This window comes from Bacillus sp. FSL L8-0152 (genome assembly GCF_038006365.1).
GTDB classification, from domain to species: domain Bacteria; phylum Bacillota; class Bacilli; order Bacillales; family Bacillaceae_G; genus Bacillus_A; species Bacillus_A cereus.
This window is the reverse complement of the sequence record NZ_JBBOVB010000001.1, coordinates 5,034,042-5,052,952: the sequence shown is the minus strand read 5'-3', so window position 1 is coordinate 5,052,952 and position 18,911 is coordinate 5,034,042. Positions and strand designations below refer to the sequence as shown.

Sequence of the window (18,911 nt, the reverse complement as noted above, 5' to 3'; positions counted from 1 at the left end):
GACGGCCTAGAAAACATTATTATTCTGAGTGCTCAGCTCGGTGCGCTAAGCGGCTTGATGCAGCGGCAGCGATTCCGCCAACGATATCATCAAGGAACGTGTGCACCTTTCCAGTTGATTTATCATTTAAGTATTCTAAAATACCAGGTTTTAATTTATCAATATATCCAAAGTTTGTGAAACCGATAGAGCCGTACACGTTCACGATAGAAAGTGCGATAACTTCATCAATTCCATATAAGCCTTCATCACGTTTTACAATATCTTGTAACGGTTCACTTAGCATTCCTTTTTCAGCAAGGACATCAAGTTCGATACCTGTAATCAGTGCGTTTTGTACTTCACGTTTTGATAGTACACGTTCTACATTGTAACGGCATTCTGACATCTCTAAATTTGGATGGTATTTTTTTTGAAGAAAATGAACAAGTTCAGCAATATCGTCAATTGTTACACCGCGTTCTTGTAATAGTTGTAATGCTCTTTCTTGTAGTTGATTTGATTCTTTCATGTTTATCACCTTTTTTTCTTTTTAGTATTTGTATACGTTTCGTTGCTTTATCATGTGCATAGGAATGAAAGGCGAGCACAAGCTCATATATATAAAGAAAAACCATAGGTGGCGACTGCGATGATTCAGCATATTTATGAGCATTATCACATGCATGTTAAAGAATTAATCCCCCTTGGCCCCTATAAAAGCTTTTGGATTCGCAACAAAATTTATGTACTTGTTCCAATTGGAGAAATGGAGGAAGAAGTACTTGTAGAGATGAAAAAGCTCAGTGATTATATGAACCAGCAAGGGGATATAACTGTAGCGACTTTCGTTCCGACTATACACGGCTACTATGTAAGTGAGATAGAAGAACAAAATTACTGCTTATTAAAAGGTATGCGCACGTTAGAACGACATGCTATGTCATTAGGAAATGAACTTTCTATATTCCATAAACGAGGTGCATTCTTTCCAGAAGAAATCGAGCAATTAAGCCGCATTGGTGAATGGAAAGCGTTATGGGAAAAGAGACTCGATCAGTTAGAAAAGTTTTGGCAATCGCAAGTGATGAACCACCCTACAGACGTATTCGATCAATTGTTTATTGAATCCTTCCCGTATTACTTAGGAGTTGCAGAAAATGCCATTCAATATGTTGTTGATACAGAAATGGATGATACGCCGCAACTAACGGATGCAGCGACAATTTGCCAAGAACGATTCACACCTTTATTATGGCATCAAACGAAGCGTCTCAAACTCCCTTTTGATTGGGTGTATGATCACCCAACTCGAGATATAGCAGAATGGATTCGCTATATGATGATTGAAAAAAAGAAAGACTGGGATCAAACAATCGTTCAATTTGTTACAGATTATGAACGAAATTACTCGCTGTCCTCATTTGGTTGGCGCTTATTATTTGCAAGGCTCCTGTTCCCGCTTCACTATTTTGAAACGGTCGAACGATATTACCAAACTGGAAACGAAGAACAAAAAAGCATATATAGAGATCGCTTAGAAGCCATTTTACACGATGTGAACCGCTCAGAGCAATTTATGAAGCATTTTTATGGCTCACTTCGTTTACCAGTAGATAAGCTCGGGATTAGAAAATTAGATTGGCTATCTTAAAAATATAAAAAAGAGACCGAGTGAGGTCTCTTTTTTATATACCACAATTTTATGTAATACATTATGCCCCTACCTGCTGATCTGTACATATATTTAAAACGAATTGATGCCTTTCGAGCTTTTCATTTACTTTACCCAATAATTCTTGCTGGATTTCTTTAAATAAAAATTGATAGCTTGTATTCCATGTTGGTATAACGGATGAAAGGCCTAATAAATACTCTTTTTTCTTTTCTAGTTCTTGAATTGTTACAAAAGTGTTCCCCATTTTTGGCATCTGTCGTCCCCCTATATTTTTTTACTGTATATGTGTGAACGATTCACTATATAGTATTAATTATCGCATTTTTTGAGAAGGATTTCCAATTTTGTTTTATGATGTTAACGGATAAATGTGATTTGAATAAAAAAAGGAGACCAAATTTGGTCTCCTTTTAGAAGGCGATTCTGAACGAGCCGCTTCCGCTTTTAGATTAATATCCAGCTCCAGCGGCTAAAATGTTCGGTGGCTTCGCTTCTTCCGCCGAGGCAAAAAGCGCCTCTATGTCAGAAGCTCCATCCCCCGAGGCAAAAAGCGCCTCTATGTCAGAAGCTCCATCCCCCTCACATTTTGAGCGAGCCGCTTCCGCTTTTAGATTAAAATACTTGTTCTACTTCGATAACGCCTGGTACTTCTTCAAGTAACGCGCGCTCGATACCAGCTTTTAGTGTGATTGTAGAACTTGGGCAGCTTCCGCATGCACCCATAAGGCGTAGTTTTACGATACCTTCTTCAATGTCTACTAATTCAACGTCTCCGCCATCGCGAAGTAAGAATGGACGTAATTTATCTAATACTTCTAATACTTGTTCTTGCATATGTGGGTTTTCCATTTTTATCGACTCCTTTCATCAGTTTTATTATAATCAAGATAGAGGGGAAAATCTATTTTTTCTCTTCTTGTTTTATTGTCGAAATATTGTATCGTGTTTTTTCAGTATAGGGGTATGGAATAAGTTTGTAAAATGATGTGCTTATGTAATAAGACATCTGAATATACTGTTGGGACAAGAAGTGGGGGAGAAGAAATGGTTAATGTTCAAGTGTATGGGACGAAAGTAATTTGTGCGAGCTGCGTCGGAATGCCATCTTCAACAGAAACGTTTGAATGGTTACAAGCGGCAATTGGTCGTAAATATGAAGGACAAGAAAATAAATTTAATTTCGAGTATATTGATTTCCAAGAAGAACAAGAAGATGCAGATAAAAAAGCATTCGCAGAGCGCGTAGTGGAAGAAGATTTATTTTATCCGGTCGTTCTTGTAAATGGAGAAATTGTTGGAGAAGGAAATCCTCGTTTGAAGGATGTTTATGAAGAAATCGAGAAATATTTATAAAACAAGAAGTCTTTGCGAATTTGCAAAGGCTTTTTTTATTGGAGGGATAGATATGAAAAATGGAGTGAAGCATGCGTTACCAACGGAAGTACAACAGTTAATGGAGCGGTACACAGTAGAATTAAAAGAAATTTTTTTAGATGAAAAAATAGTAGGGGTATATATTTACGGCTCCATCGCACTTGGTGCATTTTATGCAGAAACGAGCGATGTTGATTTTGTTACAGTAATAAGTGATTCCGTGAATGAAGCTGAAAAACAGCAGCTTGTGGAACTACATAAGAAACTTAGTGATAATACGCTAGGTAAAAGAATGGACGGTATGTATATTCCGCTTGCTGACTTAGGGAAATACAATGATGAAATGAACGAGTACGTGTATTGTGCAGATGGTAAAGCTAATGTTGGTCATTGGGACATTAATGCGGTCACATGGTGGACGTTGAAAAATCAAGGCATTACAGTTACAGGAAAAGAAGCAGAAGATCTTCCGCTGCAAATACAATGGAATGATGTAGTAAATACGATGAAATACAACGTAGAACAGTACTGGAGTGAAAAGGTGAAGAAGCCATATTTATTTTTTATAGAAGAGTGGATAGAATCAGCTGTCGTTACGATGGGACGCATTTTATATACACTAGATTATAAAACAATCGTTTCAAAAGATAGAGGATTGCAATACTTGTCAGAACGTTCAGCGGAAGAATGGGAGCTCTTATTAAAAGAAGTAGCGAGAATACGGCACAATCCAAAAGAAAAGCGAATGCTCTCAAGGTGGAGAAGAGCAGATATGACGAAGAGGTACTTACTGCATTTAATTGAGACGTGTAGAGAGAAATGGTAGGGACGAAAATGGACAATACAGTGGGGTGTATTGTCTTTTTTTATGTTGGATTTGGTATATAATGGTTTAAAAGGTTTAATTATACTGGAGGGGATAGGATGAATATAGAATTAGCTACATATGAAGAAAAGAATGAACAAATGAGTATGCGCCAAGTAATTAGCATTCTATTAATTATTTTTGGGGTCATGCATGGAATTGGTTTTTTGAACCTTTTATATGATTCTTCCTTATATCCATGGTATGTAGATCATCTTATTCCACCTTTCACGTTTTGTATGATTATCGTAATATATGCACCGGCAAGAAATTGCTGCTTACATTTAATAAAATCATTACAATTCAATAATTTTAAACACTATGTAACGATAGTAATGACAGCGATTGTAATGCTTATATATCTTGCAATATTAAATTTAGTTTTACCACATGGGATTGGTGTGGACGAGTCTAGTATAGTAATAAAGCCTACTAAAAGTGAAATCATTTTATATGTAGTTGTGCTCACCATTTTTGCACCGATTTGGGAAGAACTTTTATTTCGGGGGATGTTTTTTACGAAATTATCCCAGCGCTTTTCTGCACTTACTAGTGCCGTTATAAGTGCTTTCATATTTACTTTTGGCCATCCCCTTACAGTAGGTAGTATTTTATATATTTTTGGTATGGGTATATGTTTAGCATACACATATAAGAAAACGAAGAATTTACTCGTTCCAATTGGGATTCATTTATTAAATAATTCGTTTTATTTATTATTGAATTTTCAACCATAAAAAGGCGCCTTTTTGAAAAGGGCGTCTTTCGTATTTTGTAGTAAGTAGAAAGGGCTTTATACGCATTGTGTAGAGGCAAGGTAATACAAAATATAAATAGTTTCATGTGAAACATTTTTATTATCCAATATACAAAATGATTAACTTAGTGTATTAAACGTATCATTCATAAGTATTCTAATATATTTAAAAGTAAAATGAAATAAGAAACGGATAATTGTCGGAATATATTCGATTTCCGTTCATTTTTATGAAATATGTGTACTTTTTGTTAGATTCCTTCATTTTGTCCATATACAATAAATGTATATAGAAATAAGAAAAGGATGATGTACGTGAAGGACACTGTTTTACAAGAAACGATTTCTCCACAAGAATTACATAAAGTTGTTCAAAAGAATACAGCTTATTATGATTTTAAGTGGAGTAAAGTAGAAAACCCTGCGCAAGGGAATACATGGAATTGGGTAGCCTTTTTCTTCCCAACCTTTTGGTTAGCTTATCGCAAAATGTATAAGTTATTTATTATATTTGCGTTATTGGCTATACCTAGTATAGTTATAACCCCTTTTATAGATATTCCAGAGGGGATTTATGTAACATTTAGTTTAGCTCTTCAATTAGGAATGATGATATTTACTGGATGGCAAGGAAACCGTTTATATTATAAGCAGGCTGTTCGTGTTTTTCGTAAGGGAGAAGATGCGTCTGATCATGAGAAGGCGTATTTCTTACAATCTAAGGGTGGCGCTAGTGTAGCTGGTATGATTGGTTTACAAGTTATAGTCGGGATTGTGTTTGGCGGAGCTATGCTCGGACTTTCTCTTTTACCAACTGAGCCGAATATTAAAAACGTTGTTCGTTCAACTGGTGAAGGGGTTACTTTAGAGATTATGACTGATAATCCAACCTGGAAGTTTGTGAAGAAAGAAAAAGATTATGATGTAGTAGAGTTTACTGGTTATGATTATACAGAGAAGAAAAACGTGAAAATTAAATTTGCTGTTTATTTCGATGAAGATTATTTCGAGTGGCAAGAGGTATATGAAAATAATAAGAAGTTAAGTGAAGAAGAAGTAGAAGAATATCAAATTTATATTGAAGAAAATAATTGGGGTTTCTAGAGGGAACTCGTTCATTTTGAAAAGAAGAATCTTGTGAAGGTTCTTCTTTTATTTATTAGGGGGAGAGAAATAATTTCAGCATTAATAGAAGCTCTAATAGGATCTATTAGTTTAAGTACGGGTTTACACACGAAAAAGATTGATGTTAACATACTTTACTTGCAGCAGTATGAATGGTTTCGAATCATATATGAAGACGAGAAGTATCGAAAGTTATTTATTACGAACTACAAAGTTCGCTCATATTTACAAAGTAAGTTAAGAGTTCGATTGCTCGTAAAAAATAAAAATGCACAACGAAGATTTTTAAAATTAGTAGAAGAACAAATAGAAAAAAGGCATACGAATTGAAATTTTGTAAAATACAATAAAAAATGAGAATTTGAGGTAGGCTTGTCAATAACGTGAGACTATGGCACTATAAAGAAATGCTATACAAATTTTATTTATCGAGATGTAAACATCAATTTTGATTTTTACGTATAAATAATGAACGGAGGAAATGAATTTATGGCTACTTTACCAAATTGTCCAAAATGTAATTCAGAATATACGTATGAGGATGGCGTTCTTTTCGTATGTCCAGAATGTGCTCATGAGTGGGGCCAAGAAGCAGAAGCTGAAAATAATGATGGTGCAAAAGTTGTAAAAGATGCGAACGGAAACGTTCTTCAAGATGGCGATGCAGTTACTGTTATTAAAGACTTAAAAGTAAAAGGAACTTCTTCAGTTGTGAAGATCGGTACGAAAGTAAAAAGTATCCGTCTAGTTGATGGCGATCACGATATCGATTGTAAAATCGACGGTTTCGGAGCTATGAAGTTAAAATCACAGTTCGTTAAGAAGGCGTAAGACAATAAAAAGAGGGGGCGAATAGCCTCCTCTTTTTATTATGTCACTTTTTGTCGGTAAATCGATATTTCGTACAAAATCGTTGATATATTCTGAGTTATGATAGATATATTTGAAAAATCGTTGATATATTGCAAGTTATGATAGATATATTGAAAAAATCGTTAATATAATTTCACTCACCGAGAACGATGCATCATTTGCTGAGCGAAAGTTACGATTTACCTCGCATCATAGTCAACCTCTTTCAACTGACATCGCTTATTAAAGAACGTTTTATATCCAAGCTGTAAAAAGATAATGACAGCAAAGGCAGTGCTTCCAGAAATACCGAGTATGATGGCGATTTGATATTGAATGGCTGTGAACGGTGATACACCGGATAATATTTGACCAGTCATCATGCCTGGTAAGCTTATAATCCCCATTCCGACCATAGAATTGATTGTCGGTAAAATAGCAGAATCAAAAGCGTCTCGAATGAGCGGAGCAGCTGCTTCTTTCGGTGTTGCTCCGAGCATAAGTGCACCTTCAATTTGACCTCTTTGCGACTTCATATTGTTTAAGAACGTATTTGCGCCGAGAGAAACACCAGTCATGGCATTCCCAACTAACATTCCTGTAATAGGGACGATATATTGCGGAGCATACCAAGGGTCATGACCGATAATAACGAAGATAAATAGTAGAAGTGGCCCAATTGATCCGGCGACCATGGAAAGGGCGGCTACTCGTTTTAATTCTTTAGACATCGGGATGTTAACTCGTTTATAAATATTAAAAATTGCAAAGGTAGTAATAGAAGTAATAAGAGCAATTGTATAAAATGGATTACTGTTTTCAAATACGTATGTAAGGACATATGCAACAAGTACGAGCTGAATGGTCATACGGAATGTTGCGAGCGCGATTTGTTTTTCGCGAGGTATTCCTTTTAATTTTACAAGTCCAATTAAAATAAGAATGAAAATATAGGCAGCGGCAAGTTGCCAAATTTGGAGTTCAATAACGCCCTTCAACAGAGAGCACTTCCTTTCTAGTTGCACCCTTTGTTTTGCTAATTTCAATAATATCGTCTGCAATTTCTTCTGGAAGTTGTTGTGAGTGTGTGATGAAGATAATTGTTTTTTTCTTTTTTCGTGCTAGTTCAGTAAATTGTTTCATAACGCGGCGTTCTGTATCACTGTCTAATGCTGAAGTTGGTTCATCTAATAAATAGACAGGCGGATCCATAAGTACGATACGTGCAAAGGCAAGTCTTTGTTTTTCACCGCCGGATAATGAGGAGGCGCTATCTTCTAATTGCTTGTCTAAGCTAACGGTTTGTAGTGCGCTCCGCAGGGCATCATCATTTGGAAATGGTTTTTCAGAAAGACGAAGTCCCATTAATAGATTTTCTTTAACGGTTCCATCAAAAAGAGGTGGAGTTTGCCCAAGCATAACTACGTCACGACGTAATTGAATAGGCGGATAATCAGAAATTAACTTTCCGTTATATTCAATTGTGCCGGATGTTGGAGATTGTAAATCGTTTAACATGCGAAGCAATGTGCTTTTTCCGCTTCCGCTTTCACCGATAATGCAAGTGATCTTTTCTTTTTGAATCTGTAAATAAGGAATGTGTAGTATATCTTTATATATAACGTCTTTTAATATAAACATAAATCGCTCCTTTCTGATTCTAGTTATATCGTATCAAAAAAGAGGGGGAAATGGTTATAACGAACAACGTTTTTTCTGCGTCTTGAGTTTTATTAATAAGTTAAGTAAACGATCTAATTCTTGGCTGAAAGAAATCACTTTATCATGAGTGAATCCGTATCGTTCAACGAGATAGATTAACTCTTTCTTTTTCGCTTCTATTCGATTGTTTAGTTTCGATAAGTTCATAAGTGGAATGTAATGCCTCCTACAAAAGTATTTATAACATAAAAAATAAGACCGAATGAATTCGGTCTTCAAGGAAATAATAAAACAACTTACAAATAGCATACACTGTTTATCAATAGTTTTTAATATAAAAATGAAAAATAAATCATTATACATATTGAGAAAGATGTGTCTGATAATTTTTAAAAACTGATGCAAAGAAGCTGCCTACATAGTAGACAGCCTGTAAAGTATTAACCTTTATGATATTTGTACATCCAAAGAAGGCCGGATTTTAATAATCTTGGTACACGTCCCATTAACGGTTGATTTGCGAGTAAACCGAATCCATGCTTCTTACCAAGAGATCCTAGAACACCTTTTAATTTAATAACAGGTAGTTCATCAGGGAGTGGTTCATTATTCCAACGTTTTAATAATATTTGGACAATTTGTTCTCCTTGACCTTCAGCAAGTTGGGCAGATGGTGCATGTGGAAGTGCTGCGCAATCTCCTACAACGTAAACGTGCTCGTTGTTTGGAATATTGTGATATTTCGTTAAGACAACCCGTCCGCTACCGTCTTGTTCAACTGGAAGGTTTCGAACAACTTCATTTGCTTGAATACCAGCTGTCCAGACAATTGCATCACATTCAAGTGGTTCATCGTGATTATACACAATATTTGGTTCCACTTTTGTAATGTTAGAGTTTCTTATAATATTAACTTTATGTTTTACGAACCATTCTTCTACGTATCTACTTAATTTCTCTGGATACGGGAATAAAATTCTATCTTTTCGATCAAATAAATAGATTTTTAAATCAGAACGGCTTTCGCGAAGTTCACTTGCAACTTCCACACCACTTAAGCCAGCACCAACGACAGCTACTGTTGCATTTGGTTCTAGACTATTTAATTGTTCATATGTTTTACGTGTTTGTTCAATTGATTGTAGACTATGTGTATATTCCTTCGCCCCAGGAACGTTATGATATTTATCTTCACAGCCAAGTCCGATAATTAAATCATCATATTGGATTGCTTCGCCGCCATCGAGATGAACCGCTTTTTCTTCGAGGTCAATATTTGTTATTGTGCCGTATTGAATATTGAGGCGTGGGTGCTCAGGAAACGGTATACGAATATGCGTTTCTGAAATAGTACCCGCAACTAATGCATAATATTCAGTTTTGAAGCAATGATATGGTACTTTGTCGATTAATGTCACTTGTACATCATCTGGAAGTTGGTTGCTTGGAAGTAGCCTTTGTAGAATTCTCATTCCACCGTAGCCGCCACCTAGTATTACGAGGTGTTTCATGATGGATTACCCCTTTTCTGTTGAAATATCCCCTAATCATAAAATTTTATATTAATAAAATATTTTGACTTTACTCAATCAAATTATATCGAATTTGTGAACAAATAACAATGCATGAATGAATACTCTGTTGTACAATAAGAAGAAAAGTAAAGTAAACTGTTTTGCCTTTTTAGTTACTATTTCATTGCAAGTAGCATGTTATATAAAATAAAATCATCTACTTTGAAGTGAAATAGTGAAGTAACTAAATAGTTTAGGATGTATAACGAAAACAACAAGAGACAGCTTAGTTTTCTTCTTATAGATGAAGTCAGAAGGTAATTTGTTTTGTAGTACAGGGGGGAGAATTTTGATTAAACCATTAATTGAATTTTGTGTAGGTAACCTTGCAAGTGGTTCACAAGCAGCTCTAGAAAAATTAGAAAAAGATCCAAATTTAGATGTAATGGAGTATGGTTGTCTAGGGTATTGTGGTATTTGTTTTGAAGGACCGTTTGCACTTGTAAATGGTGAAGTTGTACAAGGTGCAACAGTAGAAGAGCTTGTTAATAATGTATATGAGTATTTGGATGAAAATCCAATGTTTTAAGGTGTTGCGAATGAGCAACGCCTTTTTCATTTTATTTTAGATAAAACGTTATTTTGGAGGATAGTTTAATACTATAGATAAATAAAAAAAGGCCCTTTTTAGAAGGGCTTTTTTCTTACACAATGTGTGTAAGAGTGGCTCATCGCCAAACGTTGTCAAATATGAGAAACGGGGGACATTCATATTGTGTTCTAAAAGCATGCATTCTATACTTAAAATAACAAATTATTTTTGGAGTGAATACAAATGAGCCAATTTTCTTTTACAAAAATGCATGGTCTTGGCAATAGTTATATATATGTAAATATGTTTGAAGAGCAAATTCCTGAAGAAGATTTAGCTCTTGTGGCGGAAAAGGTTTCAAATATTAATACTGGTATTGGAGCAGACGGAATGATTTTAATTTGTCCGTCTGATGTAGCTCCGGTGAAAATGCGTATGTTTAATAATGATGGATCAGAAGGAAAGAGCTGTGGTAATGGTTTGCGCTGCGTAGCGAAATATGCGTATGAGCATAAACTAGTAGAGGAAACAGTTTTCACAATTGAAACGTTAGCTGGCATTGTAACGGCAGAAGTAACGGTAGAAGATGGAAAAGTTATATTAGCGAAAATTGATATGGGTGCACCACGCTTAACACGCGAAGAGATACCGATGCTCGGTGAAGGTGAAACACCATTTATTCGTGAAAACTTCTTATACAATAATCATCGTTATGCATTTACGGCTGTTTCAATGGGGAACCCGCACGCGGTTATTTTTGTTGAGGATGTAGAGAAGGCACCTCTTACAACACTTGGTCCAGTTCTTGAGACACATGAAATGTTCCCAGAGCGAGTGAATGTTGAATTTATCGAGATTTTAAACGATGAAGAAATGAATTTCCGCGTTTGGGAACGTGGTTCTGGTGTAACGCAAGCTTGCGGAACAGGGGCATGTGCTGCCGTTGTAGCTGCTATTTTGAATGGCAAGATGGAACGTGGTAAAGAAATTACAGTCCATTTAGCTGGCGGCGATTTAATGATTGCGTGGACAGAAGAAGGAAACGTGTTAATGAAAGGACCTGCGGAAGTAATTTGCCGCGGAGTGTATGAGTACAAGATAGAAGCGTAAAGATGTATAATAGAATGAGAACAGAAAGGATGGTGTATTTCATGATTGAAGTAACAGAACAAGCAGCTTTTCAAATTAAAGATATGTTAAAAGATGCTGAAGATGGAGAGAAGTACGTGCGCCTTGCTGTACATGGCGGCGGATGTACTGGCCTTTCTTACGGCTTAGGATTTGAAGTAGAACCAAAAGAAGACGACACAGTTCTTGAGTTTTTCGGTGTTGAATTTGTTATCGATACAGAAAGTGCTCCAATTGTTAAAGGAGTAAAAATTGATTATAAACAATCTATGCTTGGCGGCGGATTCACAATCGACAATCCAAACGCAATCGCATCATGCGGATGCGGATCATCTTTCCGTACAGCGACGAATGCTGGTAAGCCAGAAGAGTGCTAAGTTTTTAGCCGAAATAGAAAAAGACCTTTTTAGCGATGGAATAAAATCGTTAAGGAGGTCTTTTCTTTTGCCGTAAAAGCCCGATTACCAAGGCTAATCAATATTTCACTTTATTTTTGCATAGATGCAAGTATCAGTTAGTTGTTTGCCGTCAGCTGAAAAATCTTCATTACGTAATATCCCTTCAAGTTCAAAGCCTAGTTTTTCAGGGAGTGCACGACTTTTCGTGTTATTACATTCACATCGTATTTCAATCCTTCTAAATTTGAATAACTGAAATCCAAGGTTTGTTAACGCACTTACTGTTTCTGTCATATATCCACTGCCACTAAATTGCGTGTTAATCCAGTATCCAATTTCACATTTAGAAACCTTCCAATCAATTCGATGAAGGCTAGCTGTTCCAACAAAATCATTCGTCTCTTTATGATAGATAAGATAGCGAAAGCTTTCTCTTTTCAAAAAATCTATATGTGCATTTCTCAGAAGAATTTCCGTTTCTTCAACAGTAGGAATGGACTGAAATAAAGACAACCATTGCTTTAATTCATTAATGGAATCTTTAATAGCTTGTTGTACTATATCCCCTTCACCAGCTTGAAGTGGTGCTCGAAGAATGAGTCTGTCTGTTTCTATTTGTAACGGAACATCTAATAAAATAGGGTTCATATCATTTCTCCTCTCGAAACCTTTAAATTAGGACAGAATGAAACTTATATCATAAAAAAACTTTCACCCAAAAGAAATAATTCTGGAGGACGAGAGTTGCAATTTATAATAAATGAATTGAAAAATACTTTATCTCACTAATAGAAAATCACGTCACAGCATCACTATTAGTTATTATAGAACTGTGCGAAGTACAGGAATATAGTAAAGCTTATCTCCCATAAAGGAACCTCTCAAAAACGAGTAAACAATAAATATATATTCAATTCATCATTTAGAAATCCCTTTTCACATATTGAAAACTAAACTATCAGTTGGTACAGCAGCATTAGGTTGTTAAACTAATGCATATGTTAATTGAATAAGGAGTTATTATTTTTTAACCTGCTTTAAATTGAACGCATAATTCACGATTGATTATCTAAACGCAATCGCATCATGCAGATTTGGATCATTTTTCCGTACAGCGACGAATGCTGGTAAGCCAGAAGAGTGCTAAGTTTTTAGCCAAAATAGAAAAGACCTTTTTAGCGATAGAATAAAATCGTTAGAAAGGTCTTTTCTTTTGGCGTTAAAACAGAAAATGCATGTAAAGTTACTTTAGAAATTAATTTGAATGTTATTATATATAGAATATATGATAATTATTGTGAATTCGACTTTCATATTGTTCGTTTAAGACAAGATTATGCAACAGAAATGTAAATGAATAGCAGAAATATACTATTTATTAGTTATATTTAATGTTAATATTTGTAACGAAGATGATTGGTGAGGGCTGATTAAAGTTTCATTTTATATAAAAAAGGTGCATGAGGGAGAAGGCTATAGCAAATTGTATAGAACTGAATAGTTCCGTATTAATTTAAATACGTTGATTACTAAATATTAAAAAATACCGGGGGGATTAGAGTGAAGTCATTTAAGAAAGTACTTATAGTAGGGATGGCGTTGACTACAGTATCGATTTTGGGAGCTTGTTCTAGCGATACAGACGTATTAACAAAAGTAGGAGCAAAGCAACCAGCGAAGGCGGAAGGTGACGTACTAAAAGATCAGAAGAAAACACCTATGACTACGAGTAAACGTGAAAGTATTAAAAATGAGGACGCTTCATCATCACAGAAGCGTTATATTTCTCATGATGAATCTCAAAAAATTGAGGAAGGTATGACGTATACGGATATTCTTAATACGATTGACTACGGTGGTGAGAACATAAAATATTATAATAACAATGAAAAACGCGTATTTTATACTGAAAAAGATACGGATGGTACATATGAAATTATGGTTGAATTAAATACATATGGTTACGTTGTGAATATTGAACGTACTGCTATAAAGGATACAGATAAAGATAAAGGTAAGGAGAATCGGGTATCTACGAAACGTATTGAAGAGCCTGTAAAGGAATATGAAGAAAAAAACGATCGTGTACCGTGGTATAAAGATGTAAATAACAATTCGGCAGCAGTAAGTTACAATCACTATTTGAAAATCAAAAAAGGTATGCCTGCGAATCAAGTAAAAGCTGCAATTGGACAGCCACATGTGATTGAGAAATATAAATCTTATTCAGTATATGACTATACTGGTTATGGTGGAGAAGGATCATTACGTGTAATCTTTGAACCGAATGGAACTGTTACGGATGTAGTGGAAGACGGTTTACCACGATAATAAATTAGTTACGGGAAGAGTTGTAGTAAAGTTGTCTTTGATTTTATAAAGTTTTTGGAGCATCCCCGAATATAGGTGGAAAAATAATTCTATTAGCCATGTTGATTATAGTATTAGTATTTACCGAAGTTTCTTCCCAATTCAATAGCGTTATTGTGCATGTTGTTGTCGTATTATTCTTGTTGGTATATACCGCAGTATGGCAGCAATTGTAACTGGACGTAAAAGGAAGCGGAGGAGTAGCAGCTTCCTTTTAAAAGAAGGAGGAAAATATGATGGAGGATATTCTTGAATTCATAGGGAGATACGTAATTAAACCTATTATTAGTTTAGTGAGATATCTTGTAATAGAGATTATAATTGAGGGGATAATAGAAGGCGTAATAAACGGTATAAGGAAATTACGTGATAAGTGGCGAAATTGGCGTGAAAGACGTTATTGGCGGTAGTGTAGTTGATGAGAGTGCAAAACAAAAACGTTATACAGAAGTTATGAAGAAGTTTAATGAAATGATAGCAAACCATCCGCATTTAGAATCTGTACTCGTTCCAATTGGTGATGGAATGACAATTTCTAAAGTGAAGAAATAATTATTATCTTACAAAAGTGTAATGTTCATGTCATGTTTTTGAATTTCTTCTTTAAGCTCCGGGCTTTAAGATAAGAATATAAGAAAAAACATATGAGGTGAAGGAAATGAAAAGATACATTGCACTATTTAGTATTTTAGTTGTATTTGCAAGTTTGTTAGTTGGTTGTGATTTAAACCGTATGGGTAAAGATGAGTATTATGTTCAAATTACAGTAGATGGAAAAGAATTTGATAGTAAAGCTAGTGATGGGCAGAAATTTAAAGATTATGAATATAAGCTGACTGGCTTTGATAAAGACGGTAAAGAGAAAGAATTAGAATTCATAGCTCAAAAAAATCTTCGTAAAGAAGCATTCCTACGCGTATACCACTCAGATAAAAAAGGTGTAACAGCTTGGGAAGAAGTGAAGAAAGACGAGCTTCCAGCGAAAGTGAAAGAAAAATTAGGCGTGAAATAAGACAGATAGAAAAGGAATTGACGAACAGGGTCAATTCCTTTTTTTGCTTTCAAATTCTTCTTCTGAAATGACTTTAAATCCGTGTCTTTTAAATAAAGCAGTAGTTACCCCGTAACCAGTTTGCTTATTGCCATTAAATTCACCAGTGTAAATCGTAGAACTGCCACAAGATGGACTACGTTCCTTTAAAATAATATATTCTGGATGTAAATTTTTAATTTGTTCTAATGCTTTATAAGCACCATTTACGAAAGCTTCTGTGACATCTTCACCATCTTTTGTCATCACTTTCGCTTTTCCGTCCAAAACGTCGTCGCCATTCCCGCCAATAATTTCAGCAGAAGGACGAGGTGTTGGCAGTCCTCCTAATACTTCAGGACAAATGAGGACTGTATCTTCTTTTTGTAGTAGCTTCTCTATTTTTGAAACGAGATTGTCATTTCCGTCATATCGACAAGCTATACCACCTAAACAAGCGCTAATTACGATCATATTTTCATCTCCATTAAAAAAATATTAAATTCCACGCCAGATTCTCTTCCTGCCTCTTACTTATAAATGAGGTGATATAAATGGGAAGCTTATATAATTTAATGAAACCATACAGTGAATTTCGAAGTAAAGAAGAGTTTAATGCATATCAAAAACAAGTTTTGAAGTGCTATCGATTTCAATTGAATAAAACGGATGCTACCATTATTCATTTTTTAGGAAAGTATGCGGTGAATGAGAAACAAAAAACAGTAGGAGTCGCCTGTCCGTTAATGGAGACGATTGCGAAGAATGTTGGAAAGAGTATTCGTACAGTACGCCGTTCAATTGCAAAGTTAGAGGAACTAGGAATTATAAAGCGTGTTGCAACAAAAGAAAGACATAAGCGCGGCGGGTATAGTGCGAACTTATATATTTTTCTTATATCTGCAATTGACCGCATGGATGACCGTATGAAAATGTCCGCATGTGAAAGTGAGGATTATACAGCTGGCTGTAGCGGAAAGGAGCAAAAAAGCGAGAGGGAAACAACTCTTTCTAAAAACATTCTACAAATAAAAGAGAAAAGAAAAATAACGTACGAGCTTGATGAGACGTATTGCCGTCATGATATACCGAAGCCTTTTATATACGCACTGGTACCGATGACGAGTAATCCGAAGAAAATTAATATATTTTGGAGTAAGGTCGAGCTTGCGTATAAAAAGAGCGGGTTACTAGAGCAAGGTGTTTTACTAGAGCAGATATTAGCTGATGAAGAAGTGTATGGAAATTTCATTTGGCGAGTGAAGAGTGTTGTGAGAGCTTATAAATATGGGGAAATCCGTAAAAATGTGAAGGCACTTTTATATAGTACAGTGCGAGATTTATTTTTAGAGGTTGGATTAGAATGGGGAGCAGCTGTGAGAAGAAGTAAGGGGATAGCGTTATTTGATCCATTTAAAAAGGAGCCATGCGTATAATACATGACTCCAAGTAGCTAGTCGAACTTTCTTACAACTGGAACACGAATCGCTACAAATAGTACGAAGACGATAACAGCAATTGCACCGCTTTTCATAACGGTTACGATTGGAATTCCCATTGCAAGTGCGATTGATGTGAATGCATAAGAGAGCGGGATAAAGCCCATGGATGATAGCATAAGTAAGCTCATTACGCGTCCCATCATTTCCTCTTTTACTGTCGATTGAATCATCGCCATAAGCGGAACGATAGCCATTGCAATTGTAATACCATAAAACATGCCGGCTAATAATGCTTGCCAAAGTACGGTGCTAAAGTTGATGGATAAGAAGAATACACCAGACAGTAGCATCATGATAATGCAAAATAGTCCGCGTCTACGATTAATATTTTTTAAACCGATAATGACAGCGCCTATTGCCATTCCGCCGCCTACAGATGCTTCTAAGTAACTGAAATGGAGCGAGTCACCGTGCAGAACATTTTTAACGAAAAGCGGGAAACCGACTTGCATCGGACCAATTAAAAATAAATTTAAAAAGGCGCTACAAAGAAGGAAAGTTGAAAGGAATGGCGATTCCTTTACATATAAGATTCCTTCTTTAATGGAAGTGAACATACCTTTATCTGTATCTTTTAGTTCTGGCATCGTAAATTGTATTTTTTGAACGAGTATGGCTGCGACAATCAGTAATAAAATTGTAATAGAAAATATTGTCTCGTAGTTTGTAAATTTGATCAGAATTCCGCCAAGTACAGGTCCTAAGATGACCGATGCTTGGTTCGTCATTTGTGTAAGTGAATTCGCTTGTGTTAACCGGCTTTTTTCTACCAATTCAGGTAAGATAGATCCATCTGCTGACCAGAAGAAAGCATCAGCAAGTCCAAAGAATAAAGCGAATAAAGCAAATGTATATAGTGTTACATCACCAACGATAAACCATGTGAGAATGGTTGCGACAAGAATCGCTCGAATAATATTGGAGTAAAACATAATGTTTTTTTTCGGGAATTTATCAGCTACAGCGCCGCCGATAATCATAAAAATAAGCCTTGGAACACTAAGAGCTACGAAAACAACACCGAGTGAAGCTTCAAGGTTTAATGTTTTTGCTATGTACCACGTTTGTGAAAAAGTAAAAAAGGCTAAAGCAAAGCTTGAAAAAAGAGTAGCTGCCCAAAGAAAAAGGAAATTCGTATTTTTTAATAACGGTTTTCCGCTTCCTTCTAAAGCAGTTTTATTTTGTTGTAGTTCCTCCATATTGCTTCCTTTCTATGTGACAAATTTAAACTAAAAAACCAGTAAACGCCCGATTGGTGAGGGCTAATACTCAATGGGAGATGCCCTCCGCTGAGTATAGTTTCACTTTATACAGTTTCTAATATTTCTATACTGCACTTTCTCATTGTAGACAATAATAATGGATTTGCCCAGTAGCTATTTAACGACAAAAAAAGATGCCGAATGGGCATCTTTTTTTAGGCTAACGCAATATAAATATCCAATTGTGCATGATTTGGGTCTAATGCTCTTTCGGCGTAAAGTTCAAAGTCTGTTGTGAAGGCACGTTTATTTTCTTTCGACCATTTCCAAATATATTCCCAAGCTTCGCAAACGACTTCAGCAACTGGTCCCTTTCTCGTTGTAAATACCGCATACGTAGCGGCAGGTATTGTTAAAGTTGTCATATTTTCAGGAACATCTTCTAATGAAGAAACGGGCATACCGATTGTAAATGTATATGTACCAGTTTCATCTGATTCGTAGTTGGAGTAGAAAGCGAATGTTTCTTTCGTTTGTTGATTTGGGATGTGATGCATCATTTGTTCTTGAAAGTATTTGTTCCAAAGCCCGGGGATTTTTCCTTCAGGAGATGTCTCTATTTCATTAGTTGTCGTAACCGAAACGCCGATTGCTTGGAAAGCTTCTTTTTTTACGATAATGGGTTCGTGTAGCATAAAAAATTCCTCCTTTCAAAAAGAACGTTTGTTCTTATTTAATATAACATATTTTTACATGTAACGGTTGTTATTTTTAGAAAATTTTAATCATAAAAAACAAACTGAAAATAACTAAAAAATGGTAAATTTTCTATTGTATGTATAAATAGGATGAGGAGTATGTTAAAATTTTTAAGTATCCTTTA

Annotated in this window: 25 protein-coding genes and 1 pseudogene; 15 read left to right on the top strand and 11 right to left on the bottom strand. The window is 35.5% G+C overall.

Translation table 11 applies throughout. From position 1 onward, the window contains the following. Positions 1–19: 19 nt before the first annotated feature. Positions 20–511, bottom strand: coding sequence for a phosphatidylglycerophosphatase A family protein (locus MHH27_RS25730; RefSeq protein ID WP_000665103.1), 492 nt, complete (start codon positions 509–511; stop codon positions 20–22). Positions 512–631: 120 nt separating this feature from the next. On the opposite strand from MHH27_RS25730, the gene yutH reads away from it, so the two are divergent. Next, positions 632–1,633 (top strand): spore coat putative kinase YutH, encoded by a 1,002-nt coding sequence (gene yutH, locus MHH27_RS25725; protein ID WP_000614216.1) that lies wholly within the window; start codon positions 632–634, stop codon positions 1,631–1,633. A gap of 61 nt (positions 1,634–1,694) precedes the next feature. Here yutH and MHH27_RS25720 read toward each other — a convergent pair whose 3' ends face one another. Both MHH27_RS25720 and MHH27_RS25715 read right to left on the bottom strand, forming a co-directional pair. Beyond that, complete coding sequence (locus MHH27_RS25720; RefSeq protein WP_001125507.1) at positions 1,695–1,910, bottom strand: hypothetical protein; 216 nt, start codon at positions 1,908–1,910, stop codon at positions 1,695–1,697. 359 nt (positions 1,911–2,269) lie between these two features. Beyond that, positions 2,270–2,506: a NifU family protein gene (locus tag MHH27_RS25715; RefSeq protein WP_000431159.1), complete on the bottom strand. Its 237-nt coding sequence runs from the start codon at positions 2,504–2,506 to the stop codon at positions 2,270–2,272. Positions 2,507–2,701: 195 nt separating this feature from the next. Here MHH27_RS25715 and MHH27_RS25710 point away from each other — a divergent pair, with 195 nt between their 5' ends. The 6 genes from MHH27_RS25710 to phnA all read left to right on the top strand — a co-directional run bounded on the left by MHH27_RS25710 (position 2,702) and on the right by phnA (position 6,609). Further along, a complete protein-coding gene (locus MHH27_RS25710) occupies positions 2,702–3,010 on the top strand; it encodes a YuzD family protein (RefSeq protein ID WP_000248588.1) in 309 nt (102 codons plus the stop codon). Between the two features lie 52 nt (positions 3,011–3,062). Further along, positions 3,063–3,857, top strand: a complete 795-nt coding sequence (locus MHH27_RS25705; RefSeq protein ID WP_139213311.1) for a nucleotidyltransferase domain-containing protein — start codon at positions 3,063–3,065, stop codon at positions 3,855–3,857. A gap of 98 nt (positions 3,858–3,955) precedes the next feature. Next, complete coding sequence (locus tag MHH27_RS25700) at positions 3,956–4,633, top strand: CPBP family intramembrane glutamic endopeptidase (RefSeq protein ID WP_090978042.1); 678 nt, start codon at positions 3,956–3,958, stop codon at positions 4,631–4,633. A 326-nt stretch (positions 4,634–4,959) separates the two neighbouring features. Beyond that, entirely contained in the window at positions 4,960–5,757 is a 798-nt protein-coding gene (locus MHH27_RS25695; RefSeq protein WP_139213310.1) for a DUF2628 domain-containing protein, read from the top strand. A gap of 69 nt (positions 5,758–5,826) precedes the next feature. Beyond that, positions 5,827–6,108 (top strand): hypothetical protein, encoded by a 282-nt coding sequence (locus MHH27_RS25690; RefSeq protein ID WP_139213319.1) that lies wholly within the window; start codon positions 5,827–5,829, stop codon positions 6,106–6,108. A gap of 159 nt (positions 6,109–6,267) precedes the next feature. Then, positions 6,268–6,609: an alkylphosphonate utilization operon protein PhnA gene (gene phnA / locus MHH27_RS25685; RefSeq protein ID WP_000212737.1), complete on the top strand. Its 342-nt coding sequence runs from the start codon at positions 6,268–6,270 to the stop codon at positions 6,607–6,609. A 221-nt stretch (positions 6,610–6,830) separates the two neighbouring features. Here the strand turns inward: phnA and MHH27_RS25680 are convergent, their stop codons facing one another. From MHH27_RS25680 to MHH27_RS25665, 4 genes are all read right to left on the bottom strand, one after another. Then, the gene (locus MHH27_RS25680) at positions 6,831–7,628 is read right to left on the bottom strand and encodes an ABC transporter permease (RefSeq protein ID WP_000679260.1); all 798 of its coding nucleotides are present in this window, start codon (positions 7,626–7,628) and stop codon (positions 6,831–6,833) included. After that, positions 7,612–8,271: an ABC transporter ATP-binding protein gene (locus MHH27_RS25675; protein ID WP_090978035.1), complete on the bottom strand. Its 660-nt coding sequence runs from the start codon at positions 8,269–8,271 to the stop codon at positions 7,612–7,614. Before MHH27_RS25675 ends, MHH27_RS25680 begins: the two co-directional genes overlap by 17 nt. A gap of 54 nt (positions 8,272–8,325) precedes the next feature. Then, positions 8,326–8,499 (bottom strand): aspartyl-phosphate phosphatase Spo0E family protein, encoded by a 174-nt coding sequence (locus tag MHH27_RS25670; RefSeq protein ID WP_001054090.1) that lies wholly within the window; start codon positions 8,497–8,499, stop codon positions 8,326–8,328. 233 nt (positions 8,500–8,732) lie between these two features. Further along, positions 8,733–9,803 carry an NAD(P)/FAD-dependent oxidoreductase gene (locus tag MHH27_RS25665; protein WP_000682065.1) on the bottom strand — a complete coding sequence of 357 codons (1,071 nt, stop codon included), beginning with the start codon at positions 9,801–9,803 and terminating at the stop codon, positions 8,733–8,735. A gap of 352 nt (positions 9,804–10,155) precedes the next feature. Here MHH27_RS25665 and MHH27_RS25660 point away from each other — a divergent pair, with 352 nt between their 5' ends. The 3 genes from MHH27_RS25660 (at position 10,156) to MHH27_RS25650 (ending at position 11,903) form a co-directional block, all read left to right on the top strand. After that, positions 10,156–10,395 carry a YuzB family protein gene (locus MHH27_RS25660; protein ID WP_000595026.1) on the top strand — a complete coding sequence of 80 codons (240 nt, stop codon included), beginning with the start codon at positions 10,156–10,158 and terminating at the stop codon, positions 10,393–10,395. 246 nt (positions 10,396–10,641) lie between these two features. After that, positions 10,642–11,508: a diaminopimelate epimerase gene (gene dapF, locus MHH27_RS25655; RefSeq protein ID WP_000077394.1), complete on the top strand. Its 867-nt coding sequence runs from the start codon at positions 10,642–10,644 to the stop codon at positions 11,506–11,508. 41 nt (positions 11,509–11,549) lie between these two features. Further along, on the top strand, positions 11,550–11,903 hold the full coding sequence (locus MHH27_RS25650; protein ID WP_000573830.1) for a HesB/IscA family protein: 354 nt from the start codon (positions 11,550–11,552) through the stop codon (positions 11,901–11,903). A 105-nt stretch (positions 11,904–12,008) separates the two neighbouring features. On the opposite strand, the gene MHH27_RS25645 is transcribed toward MHH27_RS25650, so the two are convergent. Then, positions 12,009–12,572 (bottom strand): GNAT family N-acetyltransferase, encoded by a 564-nt coding sequence (locus MHH27_RS25645; RefSeq protein WP_001068190.1) that lies wholly within the window; start codon positions 12,570–12,572, stop codon positions 12,009–12,011. A 406-nt stretch (positions 12,573–12,978) separates the two neighbouring features. Between MHH27_RS25645 and MHH27_RS25640 the strand changes: the two are divergent. The 4 genes and pseudogenes from MHH27_RS25640 to MHH27_RS25620 form a co-directional block, all read left to right on the top strand. Then, positions 12,979–13,071, top strand: a pseudogene (locus MHH27_RS25640) (iron-sulfur cluster assembly accessory protein); the annotation flags it as partial. Between the two features lie 413 nt (positions 13,072–13,484). Then, on the top strand, positions 13,485–14,255 hold the full coding sequence (locus MHH27_RS25635) for a hypothetical protein (RefSeq protein ID WP_016513190.1): 771 nt from the start codon (positions 13,485–13,487) through the stop codon (positions 14,253–14,255). Positions 14,256–14,660: 405 nt separating this feature from the next. Beyond that, positions 14,661–14,846, top strand: coding sequence for a methyltransferase (locus MHH27_RS25625; protein WP_002152187.1), 186 nt, complete (start codon positions 14,661–14,663; stop codon positions 14,844–14,846). Positions 14,847–14,952: 106 nt separating this feature from the next. Next, complete coding sequence (locus MHH27_RS25620; RefSeq protein ID WP_000833143.1) at positions 14,953–15,306, top strand: YxeA family protein; 354 nt, start codon at positions 14,953–14,955, stop codon at positions 15,304–15,306. A 30-nt stretch (positions 15,307–15,336) separates the two neighbouring features. Here MHH27_RS25620 and MHH27_RS25615 read toward each other — a convergent pair whose 3' ends face one another. Beyond that, the gene (locus MHH27_RS25615; RefSeq protein ID WP_000635511.1) at positions 15,337–15,798 is read right to left on the bottom strand and encodes a DUF523 domain-containing protein; all 462 of its coding nucleotides are present in this window, start codon (positions 15,796–15,798) and stop codon (positions 15,337–15,339) included. Positions 15,799–15,878: 80 nt separating this feature from the next. Between MHH27_RS25615 and MHH27_RS25610 the strand changes: the two genes are divergently transcribed. Further along, positions 15,879–16,760, top strand: coding sequence for a helix-turn-helix domain-containing protein (locus MHH27_RS25610; protein ID WP_061660694.1), 882 nt, complete (start codon positions 15,879–15,881; stop codon positions 16,758–16,760). A 17-nt stretch (positions 16,761–16,777) separates the two neighbouring features. On the opposite strand, the gene MHH27_RS25605 is transcribed toward MHH27_RS25610, so the two are convergent. Further along, positions 16,778–18,025, bottom strand: coding sequence for an MFS transporter (locus MHH27_RS25605; protein ID WP_340944524.1), 1,248 nt, complete (start codon positions 18,023–18,025; stop codon positions 16,778–16,780). 218 nt (positions 18,026–18,243) lie between these two features. Beyond that, on the bottom strand, positions 18,244–18,723 hold the full coding sequence (locus MHH27_RS25600) for a GyrI-like domain-containing protein (RefSeq protein ID WP_098211105.1): 480 nt from the start codon (positions 18,721–18,723) through the stop codon (positions 18,244–18,246). Positions 18,724–18,911 lie beyond the last annotated feature (188 nt).

Bases quoted from the DNA above. Each gene is read 5' to 3' on its own strand.
- MHH27_RS25730 (WP_000665103.1), bottom strand. From the start codon at position 511: ATGAAAGAATCAAATCAACTACAAGAAAGAGCATTACAACTATTACAA.
- yutH (WP_000614216.1), top strand. From the start codon at position 632: ATGATTCAGCATATTTATGAGCATTATCACATGCATGTTAAAGAATTA.
- MHH27_RS25720 (WP_001125507.1), bottom strand. From the start codon at position 1,910: ATGCCAAAAATGGGGAACACTTTTGTAACAATTCAAGAACTAGAAAAG.
- MHH27_RS25715 (WP_000431159.1), bottom strand. From the start codon at position 2,506: ATGGAAAACCCACATATGCAAGAACAAGTATTAGAAGTATTAGATAAA.
- MHH27_RS25710 (WP_000248588.1), top strand. From the start codon at position 2,702: ATGGTTAATGTTCAAGTGTATGGGACGAAAGTAATTTGTGCGAGCTGC.
- MHH27_RS25705 (WP_139213311.1), top strand. From the start codon at position 3,063: ATGAAAAATGGAGTGAAGCATGCGTTACCAACGGAAGTACAACAGTTA.
- MHH27_RS25700 (WP_090978042.1), top strand. From the start codon at position 3,956: ATGAATATAGAATTAGCTACATATGAAGAAAAGAATGAACAAATGAGT.
- MHH27_RS25695 (WP_139213310.1), top strand. From the start codon at position 4,960: ATGATGTACGTGAAGGACACTGTTTTACAAGAAACGATTTCTCCACAA.
- phnA (WP_000212737.1), top strand. From the start codon at position 6,268: ATGGCTACTTTACCAAATTGTCCAAAATGTAATTCAGAATATACGTAT.
- MHH27_RS25675 (WP_090978035.1), bottom strand. From the start codon at position 8,271: ATGTTTATATTAAAAGACGTTATATATAAAGATATACTACACATTCCT.
- MHH27_RS25670 (WP_001054090.1), bottom strand. From the start codon at position 8,499: ATGAACTTATCGAAACTAAACAATCGAATAGAAGCGAAAAAGAAAGAG.
- MHH27_RS25665 (WP_000682065.1), bottom strand. From the start codon at position 9,803: ATGAAACACCTCGTAATACTAGGTGGCGGCTACGGTGGAATGAGAATT.
- dapF (WP_000077394.1), top strand. From the start codon at position 10,642: ATGAGCCAATTTTCTTTTACAAAAATGCATGGTCTTGGCAATAGTTAT.
- MHH27_RS25650 (WP_000573830.1), top strand. From the start codon at position 11,550: ATGATTGAAGTAACAGAACAAGCAGCTTTTCAAATTAAAGATATGTTA.
- MHH27_RS25645 (WP_001068190.1), bottom strand. From the start codon at position 12,572: ATGAACCCTATTTTATTAGATGTTCCGTTACAAATAGAAACAGACAGA.
- MHH27_RS25620 (WP_000833143.1), top strand. From the start codon at position 14,953: ATGAAAAGATACATTGCACTATTTAGTATTTTAGTTGTATTTGCAAGT.
- MHH27_RS25615 (WP_000635511.1), bottom strand. From the start codon at position 15,798: ATGATCGTAATTAGCGCTTGTTTAGGTGGTATAGCTTGTCGATATGAC.
- MHH27_RS25610 (WP_061660694.1), top strand. From the start codon at position 15,879: ATGGGAAGCTTATATAATTTAATGAAACCATACAGTGAATTTCGAAGT.
- MHH27_RS25605 (WP_340944524.1), bottom strand. From the start codon at position 18,025: ATGGAGGAACTACAACAAAATAAAACTGCTTTAGAAGGAAGCGGAAAA.
- MHH27_RS25600 (WP_098211105.1), bottom strand. From the start codon at position 18,723: ATGCTACACGAACCCATTATCGTAAAAAAAGAAGCTTTCCAAGCAATC.